The organism is Amycolatopsis sp. NPDC059657 (assembly GCF_042734395.1).
Taxonomy (GTDB): domain Bacteria; phylum Actinomycetota; class Actinomycetes; order Mycobacteriales; family Pseudonocardiaceae; genus Amycolatopsis.
Genome location: NZ_JBHWEB010000042.1, coordinates 25514 through 49108, shown reverse-complemented (window position 1 = coordinate 49108; position 23595 = coordinate 25514). Strand labels below are relative to the sequence as shown.

Here is a 23595-nt window from a genome sequence, read left to right as displayed (position 1 = left end):
CCCCAGAACATGCCACCGAAGTCTCGTACCGGCGCTGGGACCAAGAAGGTCCGGCGCAAGGAAAAGAAGAACATCGCGCACGGTCATGCGCACATCAAGAGCACCTTCAACAACACCATCGTCTCGATCACGGACCCGACCGGTGCCGTGATCGCGTGGGCGTCGAGTGGTCACGTGGGCTTCAAGGGCTCGCGTAAGTCCACCCCGTTCGCCGCGCAGATGGCCGCCGAGAACGCCGCCCGCAAGGCCGCGGAGCACGGCATGAAGAAGGTCGACGTGTTCGTGAAGGGTCCCGGCTCCGGCCGCGAGACCGCGATCCGTTCGCTGCAGGCAGCCGGCCTCGAGGTCGGCACCATCCAGGACGTGACCCCGCAGCCTCACAACGGCTGCCGCCCGCCCAAGCGGCGCCGGGTCTGAGGAACGGGGAGGAGTAAGAAAAAATGGCTCGTTATACAGGCCCCGCTACGCGTATTTCCCGTCGCCTCAAGGTTGACCTTGTCGGTGGCGACCAGGCGTTCGAGCGTCGTCCTTACCCGCCCGGCCAGCACGGCCGCGGTCGGATCAAGGAGTCCGAGTACCTGCTGCAGCTCCAGGAGAAGCAGAAGGCTCGTTACACCTACGGCGTGCTCGAGCGTCAGTTCGTCCGGTACTACAAGGAAGCCGTCCGGCGTCCTGGCAAGACCGGTGAGAACCTGCTGCAGATCCTCGAGGCCCGCCTCGACAACGTGATCTACCGCGCCGGCATCGCCCGCACCCGCCGTCAGGCGCGTCAGCTGGTGAGCCACGGCCACTTCCTGGTCAACGGCGTGAAGGTCAACGTGCCTTCGTACCAGGTCACCAAGTGGGACATCATCGACGTGCGGCCGAAGTCGTTCGCGATGCTGCCCTTCGTCGCTGCCAAGGAGTCCTTCGGCGAGCGCCCCATCCCGGCGTGGCTGCAGGTCGTCTCGTCCAACCTCCGCGTGCTGGTCCACCAGCTGCCGGAGCGCGCGCAGATCGACGTTCCGGTCCAGGAACAGCTGATCGTCGAGCTCTACTCGAAGTAATCCGGCTTCGGCTGGGTACGGGCGGCGGCGCCCAGAGTGCGCCGCCGCTTCGCCATCCCTTTCGGCGTCATATGGCGGTCGCCGTCTGGAAAGGAAATAGGAAGAAATGCTGATTTCGCAGCGACCGGCTCTCGGTGAAGAGACGGTCAACGAGACCCGCTCCCGGTTCACCATCGAGCCGCTGGAGCCCGGCTTCGGTTACACACTCGGCAACTCGCTGCGGCGCACGCTGCTGTCGTCCATTCCGGGCGCGGCGGTCACGAGCATCCGCATCGACGGCGTGCTGCACGAGTTCACCACCGTTCCCGGGGTGAAGGAAGACGTCACCGACATCATCCTGAACCTCAAGGAACTCGTCGTGTCCTCGGAAGAGGACGAGCCGGTCACCATGTACCTGCGCAAGCAGGGCCCCGGTGAGGTCACCGCCGCCGACATCGTGCCCCCGGCCGGTGTCACCGTGCACAACCCGGATCTGCACATCGCGTCGCTGAACGGCAAGGGCAAGCTCGAGATCGAGCTCGTCGTCGAGCGCGGCCGCGGTTACGTTCCGGCGCTGCAGAACAAGCAGGCAGGCGCCGAGATCGGCCGGATCCCGGTCGACTCGATCTACTCGCCGGTGCTGAAGGTGACGTACAAGGTCGAGGCCACTCGTGTCGAGCAGCGCACCGACTTCGACAAGCTGATCCTGGACGTCGAGACCAAGCCGTCGATCACGCCGCGCGACGCGGTCGCGTCGGCCGGTAAGACGCTGGTGGAGCTGTTCGGTCTCGCCCGCGAGCTGAACGTCGACGCCGAGGGCATCGAGATCGGCCCGTCGCCGCAGGAGGCGGACACCATCGCCGCCTACGCGATGCCGATCGAGGACCTGGACCTCACCGTCCGGTCGTACAACTGCCTCAAGCGCGAAGGCATCCACACCGTCGGCGAACTGGTCTCGCGCAGCGAGGCCGACCTGCTCGACATCCGCAACTTCGGTGCGAAGTCGATCGACGAGGTCAAGCTCAAGCTCGTCGGCCTCGGCCTCGCGCTCAAGGACAGCCCGCCCGGGTTCGACCCGACCGCGGCCGCGGCCAGCTACGACGGAGAAGGCTGGTCCGAGGGCGTCGACGGTCTCACGGACGGCATTTCCGACAATGGCCACGACGATGGCCAGGATTACGCAGAGACGGAGCAGCTGTAGGCCGGGTAGGTCTTTGGCTGTACTGAACTAGGAGAACCGATGCCCACGCCCACCAAAGGCGCCCGTCTCGGCGGGTCGTCCGCCCACGAGCGGCTGATCCTGGCCAACCTGGCCACGCAGCTGTTCGAGCACGGCAAGATCACCACGACCGAGGCCAAGGCCCGGCGGGTGCGTCCGCTGGCCGAGAAGCTGATCACGAAGGCGAAGCGGGGCGACCTGCACAACCGCCGTCAGATCATGCGTGTCGTCCGCGACAAGACGGTCGTGCACAAGCTGGTCGCCGAGATCGGCCCGCACTTCGCCGAGCGTGCGGGTGGCTACACCCGTATCACCAAGACGATGCCGCGCAAGGGCGACAACGCCCCCATGGCGGTCATCGAACTGGTCCAGGAGAAGACGGTCACCTCGGAGGCCGAGAAGGCCCGCGGCACCAAGTTCGCGAAGGACGCCCCGAAGGCCGCTGAGGTCGTCGAGACTCCTGCCGACGAGACCCCTGAGGTCGTCGAGGCTGAGGCCACGACCACCGAAGAGGCCCCGGCCGCTGACGAGGCTGCCGAGACCGAAGAAGCCAAGAAGGACTAATTGGCTGCAAGCACGCCGGACGAGCCCGCTTCTCCCCACGGGGAGGGCGGGCTCGTTCGTCTGCGCCTGGACATCGCGTACGACGGCACCGACTTCGCGGGCTGGGCTCGCCAGCCGGGCCTGCGCACCGTCCAAGGCCTGATCGAAGACGCACTCGCCAAGCAGCCGCCGGGTCTCTCCGTGCCGCGTTCCGTGGTTGTCGCGGGCCGCACGGACGCCGGCGTGCACGCCGCGGGCCAGGTGATCCACTTCGACGTGGTGCCCGGTCAGCGTGGCCGTATCGAGGTCGACGCGCAGGGCATCCCCGACCTGGAGCGGATGTGCTTCCGCTGGAATCGCTACCTGCCCGGTGACGTACGAGTGCTGGCCGCTCAGGTCGCGCCTGACGGCTTCGACGCCCGCTTCTCGGCCGTCCGCAGGCACTACCGTTACCGGGTCTCAGACGCCCCCTGGGGCGTGGATCCGTTGCGGCGCAACCACACACTCGCCTGGAACCGCCCGCTCTCGGTCCCGCTGATGAACGAGGCTTCCGCGGCGTTGCTCGGCCTGCAGGACTTCGCCGCCTACTGCAAGGCCCGCGAGGTCGGCACGACCATCCGCGAACTCCAGCGCCTGGAGTGGACCCGCACTGGCCCCCACGCCGTCGAGGTCCACGTCTCCGCCGACGCCTTCTGCCACTCGATGGTCCGCAGCCTGGTCGGCGCTCTGCTCATGGTCGGCGACGGCCGCCGCCCTGTCGACTGGCCCGAAGCCGTCCTCGCCAGCCGCGTCCGCGACTCAGCCGTCGCCCCGGCACACGGCCTGACCCTCGAAGCCGTCGACTACCCACCCGACGCGGAACTCGCCCTCCGGGCCTCGCAGACCCGGGCGACCCGCTCGCCCCAGCCCTGACCCAGCCAAAAAATCCCAATGTGGCTTTGGTCAGCTGTGGAACCCCCAATGTGGCTTTCGTCAGCTCAGAGCTGACGAACGCCACATTGGGAGGCTGAAACCTGACGAATGCCGCATTGGGATTTTTTTCCCAGGCCGAGACTCAGTCGCCGCGCCGGACCGGGCCCAGGATCTGCTGCTCCTTGCCCGTGGTGACCAGGCGAAGCGGCCGCCACAGGTTCAGGCCGAGTGCGATGACCTGGTCGTCCTTCAACGTGGTCAGCTGGCGCATCATCTGCGGCGGGAGACGCCACAGGCGCGCGGCCAGTTCGGCCTGGCCCGCGGGGAGACGCTGCATCAGCACCAGGTCGGCCGCGTTCGCGGTCGCGCCGGCCTGCGGGTGCAGGTATGGCAGGACGTAGATCGTGGTCTGCCACGGCGAACGCGGCGGGAACAGGTCCTGCGGTGTCGGGCCGCCGTCGGTGACCACGAGCAGCGGCGCGTCCTCGGACGGCCGCGGCAGGTCGACCGGCGACAAACGCCTGATCTGCACGAGCGGCGGGCGTCCCGGCTGCTGCGTGCCTGCGGCCTTCTGGAGTACCTGCCAGGCCGCGGGACGTCCGGTCGCCACGACGACCCAGGCACCGACGGCCATCGCGCGCATCGCGACCTGGCGGGCCAGGTACAGCCCGCCGACCAGGACGATGCGGGTCGGGGTCGAGCGCAGCGCCGAGATGGTCAGCGGCTCGCCCTTGAGGCCGGAGCCGAGCACGATGCCGCCGCGGTCGCCGGAGGGGCTGATCGCGTCGAGCATCGCCGGGTCGACCGTGAACTCGGGCGCGACACCGGCCGCACCGCCCGCGTCGCGAAGTCGTGAACTCATGCCGTTCCTCCGATCGGCAGCGTCGCGTTGAAGCCGGCGATCTGCAGGCCGCGCAACGGCGTCAGTGCGACGCCGAGCCGGTCCGAGATGCCGCGCAGCCGCTGATCCGCCTCGTCGAGCTCGCGCGGGTTGCGCGCGCTGAGCCGCACGACACCGCGCAGGCCGACCTTGCCCTCGTCCGACGCGGGCGAGATCGACATGGCGACCGTCGCCGACAACGCACGCACGCTGGTCAGCGCGTTGAGACTGGTGGTGATCTTGCCCTTCGGCCAGTTCGAGATCGCGTAGCTCGCGTGCCCGATGCCCGCCGCGGTCAGGCCGGTCCAGCTCTCGTTCATGCTGACCTTCTGCGGCGAACCGGCGACGGCGGTGAGCTCGGCCGCCGAAATGCTGGCGCGCAGCAGCTCGTCAGGGTCGAGCGGACGCGTCGGAACCCCTTGGGACTCCAGCGCGTTGCGGACGCGGGACAGCGCGCCGATCAGCGCGCGGTGCGCGCCGACCGTGCCGCCGCCACGTTCACGCACGGCTGCCGGGCACCGGCGCGGGTCGAGCCGGATGGCCACCCACGTGGTGCGCCTGGCGGCCGCGGGCAGCGGGCCGAGCACCTCCATGTACGAGCTGAGCGCCGGCGAGTCGGACGGCAGCGCCGCGCTGCCCGGGTAGCAGTGCCAGATGGTCTGGATGGAGTCGAGCACCACACCGCGGTCTTCGAGGCACGGCGCGAGCGCGGCCAGCGGCAGGCTCGGCGCGCCACCGGCCTGGGTGATCAGCGCGGGCGCCGGCTCGACGAGCAGGACCGCGGTCCACGTCCCGTCGTTCCACGCGAGCCCGACCTGCTGGCGTTCGTGGTCGACGCTGTGCGCGACGACCAGGTCCGGCACCGTGAGGCGCAGCAGGTTCACGCGCGCGTCGTCCGGCCCGGTGACCGTGGCGTCCTCGGCCGCGATGCTCTCGAGCGAGCTCGGCGGCAACGGGTTCGCCACCCGGTCGTGTGACCGGAAGGTGTAGCGCGCGGTAAGTCCAACCCTTTGGGTGAACCAGCCGCCGCCGAACCGCAGGAAGCCGATGACCAGCGCGACGGCGACGATGCCGATGCTGACGTACTTCAGCTCGAGGTTGATCGCGAGCAGGATCAGCCCGATCGCGAAGCCGACCTCCAGCACGACGAGGTTCGTCACCGGCAGCGGGCCGAGGCTCGCGTGCCCGCCGCGTCGCCGGGTCGGCGGCGCCACGTGCACGGCCGGGGCGGGCGGGGGAGTCGCGGGCGGCTGCTGACCCGACGGCGGCTGGCCACCGGGCGGAGGACCACCGGGAGGAGGACCGCCAGGCGGAGGTCCACCGGGCCCACCAGGGCCGCCAGGACCACCGGGTCCACCCGGACCGCCGGGCCCACCGGGGCCGCGCGGAGGACCGGGAGGCGGCCCGCCGGGGCCTGCCTGCTTGGGCGGAGGGCCACCGAGCGGCGCGCCGGGACCTCCAGGTCCGCCTGGTCTGCCCGGCCGCGGTGGCGGCATGGGCGGCCGCCCTTGGGGCGGCGGGCCCGGCGGCCCTGGCGGACGCGGAGGAGTGTTGACGGACATCCGCTCGTTCTCTTCCCCTCGTGCTTACTGGTACCGGAAAGCCGGTCCCGGGGTGCCCGACCCTAGCTTGAGTTGGTAGAAACCCCACACCAGACGGTCCCCGTACGGCTATCCTGCGGAACCGTACCGCGACTGGGAGAGCTGTAGGTCGAGAATGCCATCAACACCCACTACGAAGTCTCAAGTCCAGGCTTATCAGTTCGTTCTGCGCCGTATGCAGTCCGCGCTGGTCCGCCGGGACGCCGTGATGCTGAACGACCCGATGCGCACGCATTCCCGTGCCACGGTCGTCGGCTTCTTTCTGGGCATGATCGGCATGATCGGCTTCGTGGTCTGGGGCCTGCTGAGCCCCGCGCCGTCGGTGCCGGACGCCGGGAACATCGTCATCGGCGAGCAGTCCGGCACGGTGTACGTGGTCATGGGCAACCCCAGGAAGCTCTACCCCACGTTCAACATGGCGTCCGCGCGACTGCTGCTGATGGCGCAGGGCAACGCGGGCGCGCCGAAACCCGCTTCTGTCGTCTCCGACGATCAGCTGCGCAATATGGCGCGTGGCCGGCTGACCGGTATCCCGGACGGCCCGCAGCTGCTCCCCAGCGCGTCCCAGCGGATTTCCAACGACTGGGCGGTCTGTGACGAAATCGGCATCGACCGTTCACTTCCCGGCGAACTCAGCGGGATAAACGAGACATCCGTTTACGCGGGTGTCCCGAAATTGGGTCGTGAGCTGGCTAACAATGAGGCCTTGCTCGCAAAGAGCGCGACAGGCAAGACGTATCTCGTTTACCGGCTGCTTGACAACGCGAACCAGCGCAACGCGAATACGGTACGTGCTGAGATCGACCCGAAGAACAGCGCGCCGGTGAACACCGCTCTCAATTTGGTCAGCCTGCAGGCTCGTTTTATCTCGGAGGGGATGCTGAACGCGATCCCCGAGGTGCCGATGCTGACCAAGCCGTTCATCGAGGGCACTGACACCTTGCCCCCGTTCGCGATGAACAACCTCAAGGTCGGCAGCGTCTTTTCGACTTCGCCCGCCACCGGGCCGAAGGACTTCTGGGTGATCACCAAGACCGGCATCCAGCACATCTCCCCGGTCGTCGCCGACATCATCCGCGGCGGCAGCGGCATCCAGGACCTGGGACTCGACAAGCTTCAGGGCGTCAAGCAGCTCAATGCCGGCGATGACGGCGCACTGCAGGTCCAGGACTACCCGCAGGCCAAGGTCACCGTGCTCGACCCGGCGAAGCAGTCCGAGGTCGCCTGCCTCGGCTGGAGCATCACCGGTGAGGGCAACGGCCGCGACGTGCACACCTCGGTTTTCGTGGACAACAAGCTTCCGGCGCCGAAGGCCGACTCGATCCAGCTGGGCACGCCCAGCCCGGACCGTGGCCTGGTCAACCGCTTCTACATGAAGCCCGGTTTCGCGGCGGCCGTGCGTTCGGTGGTCTCCAAGGAGCAGTTCGACCGGGGCAACATCCAACTCGTTTCCGACCGCGGCCTCCGCTACAGCGTGCCGGACGTCAAGACCGCCGAAGGTCTCGGTCTCGACAACCTGCAGCCCGCACCGGACTCGATTCTCGCGCTGTTGCCGGTCGGTGCGTCGTTGAACACCCAGGAAGTGCTCGCGACCTACGACTCGGTGCCGATCGACAAGGCGGCCAAGAACTACCCGACCGCGCGCCCGTCTTCGGCCGCCGCTCCGCCGCCGGGCAAGTAATCCGGAACCGGCGGCGGGCGACCGTCGTCGGATCAGGGACGAGCGGAGGCTTTTGTGGCTGGGATCAATGTCAGCGCGGATGTGATCGTCGACTACGCGAAGAAGGTCGACGACAACGCCGCCGAACTGCACGCGGCCGCCGGGCCGCTCGGCGCCGAAGATGTAGCACCTGAGGCGTTCGGCGGACTCGGCACCGAGATCGGGCTCGGCGAGTCCTACGCGCGAGCCTCGGAAGCGTTGCGCGGTCAGCTGATCGCGGGCTCCGAGGCGCTGAAGTCGGCGGGCGAGGCACTGCACACAGTCGTTGCCAAGCACGGCGGTGGCGACGAGGAAGCAGCCGAGATGATCGCGCGGGTGAACCGATGACGGCGACGCTGGGCCTCGACTACCTGAGCATGCTCGCCGAGCAGCTCGGGGTGAACGATCCGGTCAAGGACTACCTGAACCCGGTCGTCGGCAAGTGGGAGCAGCTCGGCGCCGAAGCGGCGAAGTGGCGCACGGCCGCCGCCGCGGCAGGCCGGGTGTCCGACGAGCTCGCGACGGACCTCGGCAAGCTCGACGCGGCCTGGTCCGGCAAGGACGCCGACGCGTTCGTCGTCTACATCGAGCAGATCAACATCGCGGGCACCGACGTCGAGGACGCGATGAACGCGATGGCGACCGCGCTCGACGATGTCGCGGGCGCGGTCAAGGAGATCGCGAACGAGCTGAACGAGTTGCTGGTCGACACGGCCGAACTGACCTCCGAAACGGCCATGCTGCCGGTCGGCGGAGACAAGCGGGCACGCGCCCAGCTGGTCGAGGCGCAAGAGTCCGCCAAAGCGCTTTACGAGGCCGCCAGGGACGTTCTGGAGGCCTTTGGAAGCTTCTGTGACGGCGTGGACGGCCCTGACGCGGCCACACGGACCATCGAGATCTCACACCGCTATCCGGAAAAGCGTTTCAAGCTGCACGACGTCATCGACGCGGCGGCGGCCGATGCCGAGGCGACCACGGCGTCCTCCGCGGCGCCGGATGCCCAGCAGCAGAACCACGATTCCAACGACAGCGTGGCCCCGGCAGCCGGTATCGCGGCAGGCGCGGTCGTCGGCGGCGGGATGGGCATGATGATGCCGCCGATGATGGGCGGCGCGATGGCCGGTGGTGGTGGCGGTCAGCAGCACAAACCCAAGCAGCGCCAGCAAACCAAGCCCGCCGAGCTCTTCGGCGAGCCGGAGCAGGTGGTCCCGCCGGTCATCGGCGAGGCCGAGAAACCCCCGCCTGCCAAGAAAAACACGGCTAGTCCGAAAGATTAGCCATACGTCGTAGCCTCGGCTCGGTGAAATTGATCGCTCGACATTGCGTCGGTCAAGGTCGGATCAGCTACTAATCCCTGGCGTCCGTAAGGGTCTGGTAGTTTTTTTCAAACCAACCTGGTATTTTGTTCCACGAGGCTATCTGAGAATAAATTCGATCTCGTTGGAGGGGAATATGGTTGGAGTGGGGCGTAAAATCGCGACTGTGGGTGCCGTTATGGCGGTTGGAGTCGCAACACTGGCAAATACTTCGGCATACGCTTCCGTGGCCGTGCTGGCGAAGCCTGGGTACTCGTGCATCGTTCACAATCACACTGCGTTGTATGTCTTTGGTGGAGTCGTTGACTATGCCGATGCGGGGCAAGGAATTTATGAGATCATGGACTACAATGCAACATTTCTTTCTGCCAAGCTCTGGGGGGATGGAAGTGGAGTGCAGTACCAGATTCAGAGGTGGGATACTGGCTGGTGTGGCTGAGTTTCAGAAGCTTGATCGAAGGTTGGCGCCGTCGAAGTTGCCGCAGCTTGATGGCAAGATTGGTTGTGAAGAGAAGCGCATTCTGGTCGCGGGGAAATCGATAAGCTCAACTTGGGAATTAAGTCGGGCTGTGGGCTGACTCTACTTATTGTCGGTTGCGGGCGTGTTTGCCATATGTCGCGCCCGCGACCGGCATCAAGCAACTGGACTGCCTTCGCTGTTTGTCATAATATGTCGTCGAGTCTGTCGAAACCCTGCGTTGAGGCCTAAGCCCTTTCGGGTTGCTTGAACTGCGAACAGCTGGGCTTTTGATAATTAATCAGGCGAGGCGGAAGCTGGCCGTCCACGCCACTTTGCCAAATCTTGTTCGCTCGAGCAGTCGTTAGCGAGAAGTCTCCGACAAGCGTTTCGCGATGAATTCTGGCATTGCCGCTCCGCCTAAGCGTCAGGATTCGTTCTCGCGGTTGCGCCGCACGGTGTGCACCACGAACAGCGTGATCAGCAGCGCGACCAAGCCGCCGCCTGCGCCCGCCAGGGCCACCACCATCGGCTTCCAGTTCGCGTTGTTGGCGGGTGGCAGGTCGGCCGGGAAACGGACCGGCGTCGGTGCCTTCAAACCGCGTTCCGACGGCAGGGTCGACGTGAGCGCCGCCATCGGGTTGATCACGCCGTAGCCGACGAAGTTGTCGCGGCCACCGGGTGAGGCCGGGTGCTGCGCGGTTTCGGTGATCCGCTTGATCACGCCACGTGCGTCCAGGTCGGGATACATCTGGCGGACGAGCGTCGCCACCCCGGCGACGTACGGCGCCGCGAAGCTGGTGCCCTGGATCGGAGACGGCTCGTTGCCACTCTCGATGGTCAGGTTCGCCAGGCCGCTCGACTCGGGGGCCGGGTCCAGCGAGATGATCTCCGTGCCGGGTGCGGCGACCGTGACCCATGGCCCGAAGACGCTGAACTCGGCAACACCGCCGTTCTTCTGGATGGCGCCGACCGAGAGCACGTGGTCGGCGAACCACGGCGGGGTGACGATGGAAGTCGGCTTGTCCGGGTTCGGCTGGTCGTTCTGCTTGCAGTTGTCGCCGGTGTTGCCCGCGGCCGCCACGACGACGACATCCTTGGTCTCGACGGCGTACTTCACCGCGGCCTGCAGCTGCCTTTCGCCGTCTCCCATGGGAAGCGCGGAGGATCGGCAGTTGTCGACGGACAGGTTCATCACCTTGACGCCCGGCATGTTCGCGGCGTGCACCACGGCCTGCGCCAGGCTCTTCAGCGTGCCCGCCGAGCCCTCTTCCTCCTGCTGGCGACCGGTGTTCTTCTGGTTCGGCTGGGTGTCGCCATGGAACGACTGGCCACCCGTGTCGTCGCCGGAGTTCTCGCCGGTCGGCGTTTCCGTTTTGGACTGACCGCCACCAGGGGTTTCCGACGACGATGACGAAGCCGCGGACGATGAGGTCTGTTCCTTTTTCTTGTAGTTCTGGCTCGACTGCCTGATCGAAACGATCCGGGCGTACGGCGCCACCCCGATGAACCCGATGCCGGTGTTCTTCGGGTTCGCCGCGATGATGCCCGCGACCTCGGTGCCGTGACCGTCGCAGTCCTTCAGGCCTTTTTCTTCGGGGATGACGTAGTCGCCACCGCCCTCGACGCGGTCCTGGAAGTACGGGTGCGGGCGGACGCCGGTGTCGATGACCGCGACCTTGATGCCCTCGCCGGGAGCGCCCTTCTTCGCCTGGACGATCTTGTGGAGCTCTTCGATCTGCAGGTACTGCTGACCCCACGGCTTGTTCACCAGCTCGATGTTCACACCGAGGTTCTTCGAGACGCAGCCGTTCTTCTGCTCGTACGGATCCGGTGGCTTGACCTGGTCCTCGGGCACCTGCGCGGACACCGGCGGCGGCGCCCACGAAGGAGCGTCGCTCTGGCTCGGCGTAGGTGTCGGAGTCGTCGACTGTGCCCAGGCGGGCAACGAGCCCGCCGGGCTCAGCACCCCGATCCCGGCCGCGAGCAGCAGGCTGGCCGTGCGCTTTCCCCAGTTCATGCCAACACTCACTTGAAGTTGATGTGCCGCAGCGTGGCGTAGAGATCCATGACGCCGAGCGCGAGCGGGACGACCGTGGCGATGCAGATGGCCTCGATGATCTCGACCGTGCGCCGCATCGGCGGCGAGAACCGCTGGTTCGGGAACACGACGCCGACCACGAGCGAACCGGCGGCGACGATCACCAGCACGCCGAACACCCACAGCAGGCGGCCCATCGGGCTCTGCGCCCACATCCAGCCGAACAGGATGCCGGCACCGGAGAGCATGCCGGTGGTCAGCAGCGCGATGGCCTGGCTGCCGTTGGCGTAGGACCTGGCGCGCAGCAACAGCACCAGCGTCGCGACCACGCCGAGGATGAAGCCGAAGATGCTCGGCGAGGTGGCCGCGATGACGGCGGACAGCGCGGTCGCGATGCCGCAGCCGATCAGCAGGCCGGTCATGTAGTTGTGCGCGACGATCGTCTTCTGCTCGATCGACCGGAAGTCAGGGAAGCCGGAGTCTTCCTTCAGCTCTTCGGCGGTGCTCGGCACGTGTGGCAGCGGCAGCTTCGCGAGCCAGATGGTCGCGCGCGGCAGGATCGAGATGCAGGCCAGTGCGATCGCGGCGGTACCGGCGGCGATACCGGCGGCCGGGTGCGCGACCAGCGTCGCGAACAGGAACGCGGCCGCGCCGAAGCCCGCGGCGGTGGCGGCGGCGATGAACGTGGTCACGCCGCGCCCGATGATCAGGATGCAGACGGCGGCCACGATGACCACCAAGGTCGAGCCCAGCAGCAGGTTCGCGCGCATCGAAATGCCGGGCACGATGTAGAAGCCGCTTACGAAGGCCATGGGGAGACCGCCGGCCGCAGCGATCAGCACACCGGTCGACTCCGCTTGATAAGCCTTCGCGAGTGTCGCGCCGATGGCGACGCAAGCGATCGCGGCGACACCGGCGGCGATCGCGGAGATCAGCGCGTTGCCGCCGTAGAGCGAACCGCCGAAGAACAACGCCATCGCGGCCGCGAACAGGCCGACGCCGCCCGCGATGTGGCCGAAGCGCTGCGCCGTTTCCTTGGTCCACGGCCGGAAACTGTCCGGCGACGACTCGGCGATCGCGTCGACCACGTCGTCGTAGAGCGGGGGCGGCGGGTTCTCGTTGCGCTTGCGCAGCTGCAACAGCTCACCGTCGATGATGCCGAGCGACGCGAGCGTGCGCGCGGGGTCGAGCGGGGCGTCGCCGAGCTTGGCCAGCGCCCAGCCGCCGTGCCTGGCGCCACCGTCGGCGGTCGCCTCCTTGGCCATTTCCAGCAGCATCGGCAGCAGGTCGGCCACCGCGACGTCGGCGGGCAGTGCCACGTCGATCCGGGTGCGTGGTGCGACCACCGTCACCCTGCTGAAAACAGTCGTGCCCGTTGCCACTGCTAGCCCCCTGCCTGGAGTGAACGCTCGCGGTCACCGACAGGTCCCCGCAGCTGCATCTTGCCTTCGTTGGGCAAGAAGGTACCTGCCGGGTCCGCCGACCGTGGGATAACGCCCTGGTTCGGCCGAACGGCCCAATTCTGTCGGTGTGCGGTCCTAGTATTAGCGCACCGGCCACCGCCGTGGTGCCGGTTCGCACCAACCCGACCGGGTTGGGCGGTCTTGACCGTACCGGCGCCGGTGGTTCGCTACCGTGTGGTTCACCCCGTGGCAGCACCGCTGGCCGGGCCTGGGACATCGCCGAGTTGAAGAGGGGTTCTTTCGGTGAGCACGCTGCAGTTCAAGCGGTCGCCGCGGCTGGCCGCGCCACGCCCACCCGGTGGCGAGGTGCACCTGGAGCCGCCGCCCGAGGTGCCCAGGACGATCCCCGGAAGCGTCGTCATGAAGATGCTGCCGGTGGTGATGATCGTCGCTTCCGTCGGCATGATGGTGGTGATGTTCACCCTCGGTGGACGCAGCCCGATGATGCTCATGATGGGCGGCATGATGGTCATGGGCACCGTCGGCATGATGGCCGGCGGTGGCGGCAAGGGCGGTGGCGCCAAAAAAGCCGAGATGAACGAGGACCGCAAGGACTACCTGCGTTACCTCGGCCAGATGCGTGACCGCGCCCGCGAGGCGATGGTCGACCAGCGTGCCGCGCTCGAGTGGGTGCACCCCGACCCGCAGATGCTGTGGTCGCTCGCCACCAGCCGCCGCATGTGGGAGCGCCGCGGCAACGACCAGGACTTCCTGCACCTGCGTGTCGGCCGCAGCTCGCACCGGCTCGCCACCCGGCTCGTCCCGCCGCAGACCGGCCCTGTCGACGAGCTGGAGCCGATCGCCACCCTCGCGCTGCGCCGGTTCGTCCGAGCGCACTCGATCGTGCCCGACCTGCCCACCCAGATCACCCTGCGCGGGTTCGCGGCGGTCAGCATGTCCGGCGAGCGCCAGCTCGTCCGCGGCCTGACCCGCGCGATGCTCGCCCAGCTGGTCACCTTCCACTCCGCGGACGACGTGCTGATCGCCGTCGCCACCGCCGGCCGTGCGAAGGAGGAGTGGGAGTGGGCGAAGTGGCTGCCCCACGTCCAGCACCCCACGCTCTCCGACGGCATCGGCCAGCTGCGGATGATGGCCGGTTCGCTCGCCCAGATCGAGAACTGGCTCGACGAGGAGCTGCGTGACCGCCAGCGCTTCTCGCGCAACGCCACGCCCGCGCCTGACCAGCCGCACGTCGTGATCATCATCGACGACGCCGAGGTCACCCGCGAAGAGCAGATCATCCTCGAGGAGGGCCTGGTCGGCGTCACGCTGGTCGACCTCTCCGACTCCACCGGCAACCTCGCGGCCCGCCGTGGCCTGCGCCTGGTCGTCGAGCCGGAACGTCTCGGCGCGCGCAGCGCCGGCGGCGTCGAATGGTTCGGCAGGCCAGACACGCTCAGCCTGGTCGAGATGGAGGCGCTCGCGCGCCGCATCTCGCCGTACCGGGTCGGCACCGGCGCTGGCGCCGAGGCCAACGAGGACGAGCCGCTGCTGTCCAACCCGTCGCTGCTCGAACTGCTCGGCATCCCCGGCGACCCGATGACCTTCGACGTGCAGCAGGCGTGGCGGCCGAGGCCGATCCGCGACCGCTACCGCGTCCCGTTCGGCGTCGGCGAGTACGGCCAGCCGGTCGAGCTGGACATCAAGGAGGCCGCGGCGGAGGGCATGGGCCCGCACGGCCTGTGCATCGGCGCGACCGGTTCCGGTAAGTCGGAGTTCCTCCGCACACTGGTGCTGGGCATGCTCGCCACGCACTCGTCGAGCACGCTCAACTTCGTGCTCGTCGACTTCAAGGGTGGTGCGACGTTCCTCGGCCTTGACTCCGCGCCGCACGTGTCCGCGGTCATCACCAACCTCGCGGACGAGGTCACGCTGGTCGACCGCATGAAGGACGCGCTGGCCGGTGAGATGAACCGCCGCCAGGAAGCGCTGAAGAACGGCGGTAACTTCAAGAACGTCTGGGAGTACGAGAAGGCCCGCGAGAACGGCGCCGACCTCGACCCGCTGCCCGCGCTCTTCATCGTCTGTGACGAGTTCTCCGAGCTGCTGGCCGCGAAGCCGGACTTCATCGACCTGTTCGTCGCCATCGGCCGTCTTGGCCGGTCGCTGCAGATGCACATGCTGCTCGCGTCGCAGCGGCTCGAAGAGGGCAAGCTGCGTGGTCTCGACTCGCACCTGTCCTACCGGATCGGCCTGAAGACCTTCTCCGCGGCGGAATCCCGCGCGGCCATCGGCGTGCCCGACGCGTTCGAGCTGCCGTCGGTCCCCGGTGGCGGGTACCTCAAGTTCGACACGTCGTCGCTGGTGCGGTTCAAGGCCTCGTACGTCTCCGGCCCGTACCGCCCGTCCGGCATCAAGGTCGCCACGCCGGGATCGGCCGTGGTCCGCGCCGACAAGCGCCCGCAGCTGTTCGTGCCCGACTTCATCGAGCTCCCCAAGGAGCCGGAGCCGGTCATCGAAGAGGTCGCCGCGCCGCAGAAGCAGTCGGAGGAGGCGGTCGAGCCGAGCGAGCTCGATGTCATCGTCTCGCGGCTCATCGGCCAGGGCCCGCCAGCGCACGAGGTGTGGCTGCCGCCGCTCAAGGAGCCCAGCTCGCTGGACACCCTGCTGCCGAACCTCAACCCCACCGAGGACCGCGGCCTCTCGCCGGTCGGCTTCTTCGGCAACGGCAGGCTGCAGATCCCGATGGGCATCGTCGACCGGCCGTACGAGCAGCGGCGTGACCCGCTGTGGGCCGACTTCTCCGGCGCCACCGGGCATGGCGTGCTCGTTGGCGGCCCGCAGTCTGGCAAGTCGACCATGCTCCGCACGCTGATCATGTCGATGGCGCTCACGCACACCCCCGAGGAAGTGCAGTTCTACTGCGTCGACCTCGGTGGTGGCACGCTCGCCGGTCTGCAGGGATTGCCGCACGTCGGTGGCGTCGCGGTGGCGCGGCGCGAGCCGGACAAGGCCCGCCGCATCGTGGCCGAGCTGACCACGCTGCTGACCGAACGCGAAGGCCGGTTCGGCGCGCTGGGCATCGACTCGATGGCCGAGTTCCGCAACCGCAAGCGCCGGGGCGAGATCCCGCCGGAGACCGACCCGTTCGGCGACGCGTTCCTGGTCGTCGACGGCTGGAAGGCACTGCGCGAGGACTTCGAGGAGCTCGAGCAGCAGATCACCAAGCTGGCCACCCAGGGTCTGACCTTCGGTGTGCACGTGATGATCGCCGCCAACCGCTGGGCGGACATCCGCCCGGCGATCAAGGACATGCTCGGCACCCGCTTCGAGCTGCGCCTCGGTGACCCGAGCGAGTCGGACATCGACCGCCGCGTCGCGGTCAACGTGCCTGCCGGTCGTCCCGGTCGCGGTCTGACCAGGGACAAGCTGCACATGCTCACCGCGCTGCCCCGCGTCGACGGGTCGAGCGACGCCGAGGACGTCGGTGCCGGTGTCGCCGACGCGGTGGCGAAGATCAAGGCCGCCTGGCGCGGCCGCCCCGCGCCGCAGGTCCGCCTGCTGCCGGAGGAGATCTCCTACGAGGACGTGCTGGCGATCGACAAGCGCCGCGACTCGCGCCTGATCCCGATCGGGGTCAACGAGGACGAGCTCGCCCCGGTGTACCTCGACTTCGACCAGGACCCGCACTTCTACGCGTTCGCCGACGGCGAGTCCGGCAAGACGAATCTGCTGCGCCAGATCGTCCGCGGCATCACCGAGCGGTACACGCCGAAGGAAGCCGTCATCATCCTGGTGGACTTCCGGCGCACCATGCTCGGCTTCATCGAGGGCGAGCAGCTGCTCGGCTACGCGGTGCAGTCCGCGCAGCTCGACGCGATGATGCAGGACGTCGCGAACTCGATGAGGAAGCGGCTGCCCGGCCCGGACGTCACGCAGGAACAGCTCAAGACCCGGTCCTGGTGGAAGGGTCCCGACCTGTTCGTCATCGTCGACGACTACGACCTGGTGGTCACCTCCTCGAACAACCCGCTCAAGCCGGTCTCCGACTTCCTCGCCCAGGCGAAGGACGTCGGCCTGCACATCGTCGCCGTCCGGCGCACCGGTGGCGCGAGCCGCGCGATGTTCGACCCGATCCTCGGCAAGCTCAAGGAGATCGCGGCACCGGGCATGGTCATGAACGGCTCCCGCGACGAAGGCATGCTGATCGGCACCACCAAGCCAGGCCCCATGCCGCCCGGCCGTGGTTTCATCCACAGCCGTAAGTTCGGCAAGCAGCTCATGCAGGTGTCGTGGATCGCGCCCGAATGAGCGGATGGCAGTAACGACTAAGGGGAGCGGCTTGTGACGTTGAGGGTCGCTGTCGACTTCGGGACGTCGAGCACCTGCGTTGTCGCTTCGGTCAACGGGCGTGATCCCCAGGTCGTGGTGATCGACGGGCAGCCGTTGATGTCGTCCGCGGTGTTCGCCGCCGCGGACGGCACGCTGTTCGTCGGCCAGGAGGCCGAGCGGCAGGCCGCCGTCGACCCCGCGCGCTACGAGCCGAACCCGAAGCGCCGGATCGACGAGGGCGAACTGCTGCTCGGCGATTCGGTGCTGCTGGTCACCGACGTGGTGCACGCGGTGCTGCGCCGCGCGGTGACCGAGGCCAAGGTGCTCGCGGGCGGCGCCGACGTGAACCTGCTCGTGCTCACCCACCCCGCTGACTGGGGTGCGATCCGGACCAGGCTGCTGCGCCAGGCCGCCGGCAGGCTGGCGAACGAGGTCGCGCTGGTGCCCGAGCCGGTCGCGGCGGCGGTGTTCCACGCCGCGACGTTCGCGCCGTCGGATATCCAGTCCGAGCGGACCGTCGAGTTCAGCGGCCAGCCGGGACAGACGATCGCGGTGCTGGACCTCGGCGGTGGCACCGTCGATGTCAGCGTCGTGCGCAGGGCGCCCGCTGCCGGGCCGGGCGGCAGGCGTGGCGGGTTCCAGGTACTGGCGACCCGTGGCGACCCCAGTTTCGGTGGCGCCGACATCGACCAGGCGCTGCTCGAGCACGTCGGCTCGCTGGTGTCGGCGACGGATCCGCAGGCTTGGCGCCAGCTCGTCGAAGGTCGCGAGATGGCCGACCGTCGGCGCCGCCGGGTGCTGCGCCAGGACGTCCGTGGCGCCAAGGAGACGTTGTCGCGGCACGCGTACACCGACGTGCCGATGCCGCCGCCGTTCGCGGACGCGCACGTGACCAGGGAAGACCTGGAACGGCTGATCGCCTCGCCGCTGGGCCGCGCCGTCGAGCTCACTCGCGCGGCCGTCGAAGACGCCGGATTGCGCCCGCAGCAGCTCAGCGCGATCTTCCTGGTCGGCGGTTCCAGCCGGATCCCGATGATCTCGCGTCTGGTGCACGAGCGGACCGGCGTCGTGCCGACCACGCTCGACCAGCCGGAGACGGTCGTCGCCCGCGGCGCGCTGCGTGCCGTGCTGATCGACCCGGACCGCACCGGCGCGCTGCCAGGCTCCGCGGTCTCCGGCGGGCCGAGTGGCCCGCGTTCGCTCGCCGACGAGCGCACCGACATCGTCCGTCCCGGCGAGCCGCGTCGTGCTTCCTACCCGCCCGCGCCCCAGCCCGTCTACAGCCAGGTGCAGGCGCCACCGCGGCCGATGCCGCAGCAGGCGCCGCCGGTGCGGCAACCGTCCGGGAGCTGGCACCAGCCCGCGAAGCCCAAACGCAAGCTGCCCTGGGTGATCGGGGGAGTGGTGCTCTTGGTAGTGGCGGTCGTCGCGACCCTGCTCGTCGTGCTGAACGGCGGCGAGGAAGGCAAGCAGTACGCGGCCTACGACTACCGCTTCTACGCGCCGACCGATTGGGTGCAGACGACCGACAATGTCTCCGAGCGCCAGGTCGTGCTGCGGCCGGGTGATCTGCAGACCGGGAACGACCTGGTGTCCGTCCAGGAGTATCAGATGACCTACGACGGGACCGCGAACCGGCAGGCACTCGTCGACGAGCTGCGCACCAAGGTCGAGAAGAGCTCGAGTCACGGCGCTTTCGCCGCGGAGAAGTCGTTCGCGGGCAAGACGGTCATCTACTACCAGGAGACCAAGGCGGCCGCGCGGCTCGACTGGTACGTCGTGGCGCAGGGCATGCGGCGCGTCCACGTCGGCTGCCAGTACGCGGTGGAGTCGGTGCGGCCGCGGATCCAGGCCGCCTGCGAGCAGGCCGTCAGGACGCTGGTGATCGGCTGAATGAGCGAGCACACCGGTTTCGATCTCACCAGGGCGGCGGAGAACGCCATCACCTACGCGCGCCGCGTCGCGGGCACCGCGCGCGCCCAGCGTGAGCGTCATCGCGAAGAGAACAAGGAACTGATCAAGGAGTTCGGCAAGCGCAAGCTCGCGGGGTCCGCGACCAAGCCGACTCCGCCCGCGTTGTTCGAAGCCGCCAAGCGGTTCCGATTCGCGACTGGAAATCCGGTCCCCGAATTCCCGAGCGCGAACGAATTGGTTCCGCCGAGACCGCCTCGCGCACCGAAACCACCCCGATCGGGTGACGACGACGAGGACTTTTCGCAAGCGCGAATCATGATCCGCGGCGACTGACGGTTGTGCACTGTGGACACAAGCTGTCGGTAAAACCCCTGGTCAAGTTAGGTTTTGCTCGTTATTCCGCGAGTTTCGCGCGCACTCTCATCCACCTTTGGATGATCGGTTCCCACTCCGAGCATTAGCGCAAGCAACTACTTGGGAACAAGCGAGGACAACGTGGAACCAACCATGGCAGGGTCTCCGTCATAGGCACGTACCAAACGAGAACGACCGAGTACGGGCACACACAACTTACGAAGGGGGCTATCCCAAATGACTCAGGGTTTCAAGGGCGAGGTGCAGCAGTTCACCGAGGCCGAGAAGAAGGTCACCGAGGTTCGCGTCTCGATGGACAAGAACCTCTCGCAGCTGCGCGACAACATCGAGAACACGCGCGCCGGGTGGCAGGGTAGGTCCGCTCAGGCCTTCGCGAACGTCATGGATCGCTTCGACCGCGACGGCCGCCGGATGAACGAGGCGCTGCAGCGGATCGCCTCCCTGCTCGAAGAGGCCGGCTCGAAGTACGAGCGCTCGGAAGCTCAGAACGACGAGCTGGTCCAGGCTCTGCACAAGGGCTTCGGCTCCGCCCTCGAGGGCAACTGATCTTCGCTTCAAGCTTGCTAGTCACTGAAAAATCAAAGACTTTCTTCAAACACCTGGGAGGGTGACATGCCTGAGGGCAACATCGTTGTTAATTACGCCACCATCCACGCGGCCGCTGACGACTGCACGAAGACCGGCGGCGAACTGCAGGCGCAGTTCGACCAGCTCAAGCAGGACCTCGCCCCGCTGATCAACAGCTGGGAAGGTGCCGCTCGCGAGGCCTACGGCGCCGCGCAGAAGAACTGGGACGAGTCGTTCGAGGACCTCAAGCAGGTTCTGGCGCAGATCGCGACCGCGCTCCCGCAGATCGCCGATGGTTACCAGGGCACCGAGTCGGGCGTCGAGCAGCTGTTCTGATCTCGCTCGCACACATGAAACACGGTGGGCCAAGCGCTTCGGCGCTCAGGCCCACCGTTTTCGTTTGTATACAAGGAGTCGTGAGTGTTCCGAACGGTTCTAACCGTCGGGAACGCTCACGACCCTTTTAGTGCGGGGCGCCGACTTCGTACTCGGGCTTTTCGTTGAGCACGCGGACGGTCACCGTCTTCTGGTGGCCGCTGATGTCGACCGTGCAGTCGAACGTCGTCCCGTTCTTGATGGTTTGGCCGCTGGGGCAGCTCGCGTTCTTGATGTCGTGCTCGCCGTAGTTCTCGGTCAGCACCTTGGAAACCCCGTCCTGCAAGGACTTCTGGTCCAACGTGTCACCGGCGAACGCGCCGAGCAGCCACGCGGTGACGCCTGCGGCGGCCAGCACGAGGACACCGACGCCACCGAAGATGAGCGGCTTCTTGGAGCGCTCTTTCTTCGTCACGAGCACTTCTTCGAACGCGCCGAGGCCGCCGTACTGAGTCGGCTGGAAGCCGCCGCCGAACTGGCCCTGCTGCTGCACGGGAGGATTCGGCTGCTGATGCTGTTGCTGCTGCCACGGTCCGCCGTACGGGCCGGTCTGCGGCTGAGCGCCGGGGTTCTGCTGCCACTGCCCGGTGTACGAGCCGGTCTGGTGCGGGCCGTCCGGCGCCTGCTGCCACTGCCCCGAGTGCGGGCCGGTGGCCGCCTGCGGGTCCTGGGGTTGCCACCATTGCTGGGGCTGCTGCGGTTCTGGCGGCTGGGTCATCGCGGGTCCCCCGAGAGCTGGATCAGTCGACTGGTCATCCGCCCTGCACCTCTCCGAGCCGCTTGTAGAAGTCGGCCACCGCGGCCTCGTCGGGCAGCGCGGTCACGTCGGCGGGGTCCGGGATCTTCGGCATGTCCTGCGGGCTGGCCGGGCCGAGGAAGCGGAAGTCGTACTTCAGCTCCATCTTGTGCCCGCCCGCTTCGAACTTCGCTTCCATGGTGATCGTGCTGAGCTTGCCTTCGGCGTCGACGACGAACTTGGTCGGGATCGTCTGCTTGCGCAGTTCGGGACCGATCGTGTCGAGCGCGGACTGCGGCAGCACCTCCACCCGCGAGGTCAGGAACGCGTCGAGCGTCACATCGACGCTGACCTCGGTCTTGCCGTCCGGGGTGCTGCGGGCACCCTTGACCGCCCGCTTGTCGGCGCGAACCGAGCGGGTGATCGTGTCGGCCATCTTGCAGGCGGTGTTCACGCCGGTGTACGCGCACAGCGGGCCGAGGTTCGCCTTCTTCGGCATCGACACCCACGCGGTCGGGGCGAGGCTCTTGTAGACCGGCCCGAGGTGCATGTACTCGACCGAGCCCTCGGCGGGGATGAATGTGTCGAGCGACTCGTCCGGGTTCTTTTCGGACCGGTTGCGGCTGACCCGGCTCTCGGGGGAGCCCTGGCGCGAGGCGGTGATGATGCTGTGCAGCCACTTGTCGTCGAGCCGGATGTAGGCGTCGTTCGAGGTCTTGGTGTCCGGCCGGTCGAGCGAGGCGTCGAGCTTGTCCATCGCGCCCGCGAACTTCTCGTTCACGTAGGCCGTGGCGTCGTCGCCCTTGGGCAGTGCCGTGCCCGCCTTCGCCTGGCCGCAGCCCGCCGCCGCGAGCAGGAGCACCGAGCCGAGCGCGAGATAAGTCGTTGGCCGTCGTTTCATCCTGTTCCCCATGTTGAGCGCGGTCCCGGGTGGATCGTCTCATTCTCGCGGTTCACGCCTGCCCGGGTACCCGTAACGCCCCGATCGGGCCGTGTCGGGAGTGTGTGTATCGACAGGCCCGGCGTAAGATGCACTGGCATACCGACCCCCGCTTCGTCTGCTCGTTGGCGAGCGGGTATCTTCATATGTCGTTGTGCGTTGCGGCGAGCAATCGTTAGGCACGCACAGAACCCACACGCAATGTTGACGACGAGGTAGACCCTTGCCCACGTACAGCCCCAAGCCCGGCGACGTCACTCGTGCCTGGCACGTGATCGACGCCGAGGATGTCGTGCTCGGCCGGCTCGCGACTGAGGTCGCCACGCTGCTGCGCGGCAAGCACAAGCCGACCTACGCCCCGCACGTGGACACCGGTGACTTCGTCATCATCGTCAACGCCGAGAAGGTCGCGCTCACCGGCAACAAGCGCGAACAGAAGTTCGCGTACCGCCACTCCGGTTACCCGGGCGGCCTCAGCAAGCGCTCCTTCGGCGAGCTGCTCGACACCAAGCCCGAGCGGCTGGTCGAGAAGGTCGTCAAGGGCATGCTGCCGAAGAACAAGCTCGGTCGCGCGATGGGGAAGAAGCTGAAGGTCTATTCGGGCCCGCAGCACCCCCACGGCGCGCAGCAGCCGCAGACCCGTGAGATCAACAAGATCGCGCAGGTCGTCAAGTGAGTGAGGAAGTTTCTGTGACCAGCACCGAGACCGAGACTCTCGCCGAGGGCACGACCGAGTCGTTCGACGGCGTCGTGACCAGCGAGACCCCGGCCGCCCCGAAGCCGTCCCGCGCTGCCGGTGGCACCGCGCAGACCGTCGGCCGCCGCAAGGAGGCGGTCGTCCGCGTCCGCGTCGTGCCCGGCACCGGTGAGTTCAAGCTCAACGGCCGTTCGCTCGAGTCGTACTTCCCGAACAAGGTGCACCAGCAGCTCATCCGTGAGCCGCTCGTCACCGTCGAGAAGCCGGACTCGTTCGACATCTTCGCCCGCCTGCACGGCGGCGGCATCTCCGGCCAGGCCGGTGCGCTGCGTCTCGCGATCGCCCGTGCGCTCGTCGAGGTCGACGCCGATGACCGCCCGGTCCTCAAGAAGGCCGGCTTCCTCAAGCGCGACGCGCGTGCCGTCGAGCGCAAGAAGTACGGCCTGAAGAAGGCCCGTAAGGCCCCGCAGTACAGCAAGCGCTGATCTTCACCCTGCGCTTTGCCGGAAGCGCTCATCCGTCTCCATCGGGTGGGCGCTTCTGTGCTTTCCGGGTGTCTCCCG

General features: G+C 67.7%; 21 protein-coding genes. 15 read left to right on the top strand and 6 right to left on the bottom strand.

Annotation, left to right across the window (positions count from 1 at the left end; all coding sequences use genetic code 11):
• Nucleotides 1-9: 9 nt before the first annotated feature.
• From rpsK to truA, 5 genes are all read left to right on the top strand, one after another.
• Nucleotides 10-417: a 30S ribosomal protein S11 gene (gene rpsK / locus ACFV15_RS22985; RefSeq protein WP_378352627.1), complete on the top strand. Its 408-nt coding sequence runs from the start codon at nt 10-12 to the stop codon at nt 415-417.
• A 23-nt stretch (nt 418-440) separates the two neighbouring features.
• Entirely contained in the window at nt 441-1046 is a 606-nt protein-coding gene (rpsD, locus tag ACFV15_RS22980; protein WP_091293654.1) for a 30S ribosomal protein S4, read from the top strand.
• Between the two features lie 106 nt (nt 1047-1152).
• A complete protein-coding gene (locus ACFV15_RS22975) occupies nt 1153-2226 on the top strand; it encodes a DNA-directed RNA polymerase subunit alpha (RefSeq protein ID WP_091293656.1) in 1074 nt (357 codons plus the stop codon).
• A 39-nt stretch (nt 2227-2265) separates the two neighbouring features.
• Nucleotides 2266-2808 (top strand): 50S ribosomal protein L17, encoded by a 543-nt coding sequence (rplQ, locus tag ACFV15_RS22970; protein ID WP_378352626.1) that lies wholly within the window; start codon nt 2266-2268, stop codon nt 2806-2808.
• A 66-nt stretch (nt 2809-2874) separates the two neighbouring features.
• On the top strand, nt 2875-3699 hold the full coding sequence (truA, locus tag ACFV15_RS22965; RefSeq protein WP_378352656.1) for a tRNA pseudouridine(38-40) synthase TruA: 825 nt from the start codon (nt 2875-2877) through the stop codon (nt 3697-3699).
• Nucleotides 3700-3841: 142 nt separating this feature from the next.
• On the opposite strand, the gene ACFV15_RS22960 is transcribed toward truA, so the two are convergent.
• Nucleotides 3842-4561 carry a hypothetical protein gene (locus tag ACFV15_RS22960; RefSeq protein WP_091293661.1) on the bottom strand — a complete coding sequence of 240 codons (720 nt, stop codon included), beginning with the start codon at nt 4559-4561 and terminating at the stop codon, nt 3842-3844.
• Complete coding sequence (eccE, locus tag ACFV15_RS22955) at nt 4558-5739, bottom strand: type VII secretion protein EccE (protein ID WP_378352655.1); 1182 nt, start codon at nt 5737-5739, stop codon at nt 4558-4560. Before eccE ends, ACFV15_RS22960 begins: the two co-directional genes overlap by 4 nt.
• Nucleotides 5740-6295: 556 nt before the next feature.
• Here eccE and eccB point away from each other — a divergent pair.
• The 3 genes from eccB to ACFV15_RS22940 are packed head-to-tail and all read left to right on the top strand — an operon-like array spanning nt 6296 to nt 9156.
• Nucleotides 6296-7861 (top strand): type VII secretion protein EccB, encoded by a 1566-nt coding sequence (eccB, locus tag ACFV15_RS22950; RefSeq protein ID WP_378352625.1) that lies wholly within the window; start codon nt 6296-6298, stop codon nt 7859-7861.
• 54 nt (nt 7862-7915) lie between these two features.
• Nucleotides 7916-8227: a hypothetical protein gene (locus ACFV15_RS22945; RefSeq protein WP_378352624.1), complete on the top strand. Its 312-nt coding sequence runs from the start codon at nt 7916-7918 to the stop codon at nt 8225-8227.
• The gene (locus ACFV15_RS22940; RefSeq protein ID WP_378352623.1) at nt 8224-9156 is read left to right on the top strand and encodes a WXG100 family type VII secretion target; all 933 of its coding nucleotides are present in this window, start codon (nt 8224-8226) and stop codon (nt 9154-9156) included. The genes ACFV15_RS22945 and ACFV15_RS22940 overlap by 4 nt, the downstream gene beginning before the upstream one ends.
• Before the next feature lie 923 nt (nt 9157-10079).
• Here ACFV15_RS22940 and ACFV15_RS22935 read toward each other — a convergent pair.
• Together ACFV15_RS22935 and eccD are read right to left on the bottom strand one after the other, a co-directional pair.
• Nucleotides 10080-11672 (bottom strand): type VII secretion-associated serine protease mycosin, encoded by a 1593-nt coding sequence (locus ACFV15_RS22935; protein ID WP_378352622.1) that lies wholly within the window; start codon nt 11670-11672, stop codon nt 10080-10082.
• A gap of 8 nt (nt 11673-11680) precedes the next feature.
• The gene (gene eccD / locus ACFV15_RS22930) at nt 11681-13045 is read right to left on the bottom strand and encodes a type VII secretion integral membrane protein EccD (RefSeq protein WP_378352654.1); all 1365 of its coding nucleotides are present in this window, start codon (nt 13043-13045) and stop codon (nt 11681-11683) included.
• A gap of 354 nt (nt 13046-13399) precedes the next feature.
• On the opposite strand from eccD, the gene eccCa reads away from it, so the two are divergent.
• The 5 genes from eccCa (at nt 13400) to ACFV15_RS22905 (ending at nt 20620) form a co-directional block, all read left to right on the top strand.
• Nucleotides 13400-17407 (top strand): type VII secretion protein EccCa, encoded by a 4008-nt coding sequence (gene eccCa, locus ACFV15_RS22925; RefSeq protein ID WP_378352621.1) that lies wholly within the window; start codon nt 13400-13402, stop codon nt 17405-17407.
• Nucleotides 17408-17440: 33 nt separating this feature from the next.
• Entirely contained in the window at nt 17441-19321 is a 1881-nt protein-coding gene (locus tag ACFV15_RS22920) for a type VII secretion-associated protein (protein ID WP_378352620.1), read from the top strand.
• Complete coding sequence (locus tag ACFV15_RS22915) at nt 19322-19675, top strand: hypothetical protein (protein WP_378352619.1); 354 nt, start codon at nt 19322-19324, stop codon at nt 19673-19675. It begins immediately after the preceding gene.
• A 258-nt stretch (nt 19676-19933) separates the two neighbouring features.
• The gene (locus ACFV15_RS22910) at nt 19934-20263 is read left to right on the top strand and encodes a WXG100 family type VII secretion target (protein WP_378352618.1); all 330 of its coding nucleotides are present in this window, start codon (nt 19934-19936) and stop codon (nt 20261-20263) included.
• Nucleotides 20264-20329: 66 nt separating this feature from the next.
• The gene (locus tag ACFV15_RS22905; RefSeq protein ID WP_378352617.1) at nt 20330-20620 is read left to right on the top strand and encodes a WXG100 family type VII secretion target; all 291 of its coding nucleotides are present in this window, start codon (nt 20330-20332) and stop codon (nt 20618-20620) included.
• A 127-nt stretch (nt 20621-20747) separates the two neighbouring features.
• Here ACFV15_RS22905 and ACFV15_RS22900 read toward each other — a convergent pair whose 3' ends face one another.
• Both ACFV15_RS22900 and ACFV15_RS22895 read right to left on the bottom strand, forming a co-directional pair.
• Nucleotides 20748-21377, bottom strand: a complete 630-nt coding sequence (locus ACFV15_RS22900; RefSeq protein WP_378352616.1) for a DUF4333 domain-containing protein — start codon at nt 21375-21377, stop codon at nt 20748-20750.
• Nucleotides 21378-21411: 34 nt separating this feature from the next.
• A complete protein-coding gene (locus ACFV15_RS22895; RefSeq protein ID WP_378352615.1) occupies nt 21412-22296 on the bottom strand; it encodes a hypothetical protein in 885 nt (294 codons plus the stop codon).
• Nucleotides 22297-22558: 262 nt separating this feature from the next.
• Between ACFV15_RS22895 and rplM the strand changes: the two genes are divergently transcribed.
• Together rplM and rpsI are read left to right on the top strand one after the other, a co-directional pair.
• Complete coding sequence (gene rplM / locus ACFV15_RS22890; protein ID WP_091293709.1) at nt 22559-23011, top strand: 50S ribosomal protein L13; 453 nt, start codon at nt 22559-22561, stop codon at nt 23009-23011.
• A 14-nt stretch (nt 23012-23025) separates the two neighbouring features.
• The gene (rpsI, locus tag ACFV15_RS22885) at nt 23026-23517 is read left to right on the top strand and encodes a 30S ribosomal protein S9 (RefSeq protein WP_091293711.1); all 492 of its coding nucleotides are present in this window, start codon (nt 23026-23028) and stop codon (nt 23515-23517) included.
• Nucleotides 23518-23595 lie beyond the last annotated feature (78 nt).

Coding starts and splice junctions, on each gene's coding strand:
- rplQ (WP_378352626.1), top strand. CDS start 2,266: ATGCCCACGCCCACCAAAGGCGCCCGTCTCGGCGGGTCGTCCGCCCAC.
- ACFV15_RS22935 (WP_378352622.1), bottom strand. CDS start 11,672: ATGAACTGGGGAAAGCGCACGGCCAGCCTGCTGCTCGCGGCCGGGATC.
- ACFV15_RS22940 (WP_378352623.1), top strand. CDS start 8,224: ATGACGGCGACGCTGGGCCTCGACTACCTGAGCATGCTCGCCGAGCAG.
- ACFV15_RS22900 (WP_378352616.1), bottom strand. CDS start 21,377: ATGACCCAGCCGCCAGAACCGCAGCAGCCCCAGCAATGGTGGCAACCC.
- rpsD (WP_091293654.1), top strand. CDS start 441: ATGGCTCGTTATACAGGCCCCGCTACGCGTATTTCCCGTCGCCTCAAG.
- ACFV15_RS22910 (WP_378352618.1), top strand. CDS start 19,934: ATGACTCAGGGTTTCAAGGGCGAGGTGCAGCAGTTCACCGAGGCCGAG.
- rpsK (WP_378352627.1), top strand. CDS start 10: ATGCCACCGAAGTCTCGTACCGGCGCTGGGACCAAGAAGGTCCGGCGC.
- ACFV15_RS22960 (WP_091293661.1), bottom strand. CDS start 4,561: ATGAGTTCACGACTTCGCGACGCGGGCGGTGCGGCCGGTGTCGCGCCC.
- ACFV15_RS22895 (WP_378352615.1), bottom strand. CDS start 22,296: ATGAAACGACGGCCAACGACTTATCTCGCGCTCGGCTCGGTGCTCCTG.
- eccB (WP_378352625.1), top strand. CDS start 6,296: ATGCCATCAACACCCACTACGAAGTCTCAAGTCCAGGCTTATCAGTTC.
- ACFV15_RS22905 (WP_378352617.1), top strand. CDS start 20,330: ATGCCTGAGGGCAACATCGTTGTTAATTACGCCACCATCCACGCGGCC.
- ACFV15_RS22915 (WP_378352619.1), top strand. CDS start 19,322: ATGAGCGAGCACACCGGTTTCGATCTCACCAGGGCGGCGGAGAACGCC.
- ACFV15_RS22975 (WP_091293656.1), top strand. CDS start 1,153: ATGCTGATTTCGCAGCGACCGGCTCTCGGTGAAGAGACGGTCAACGAG.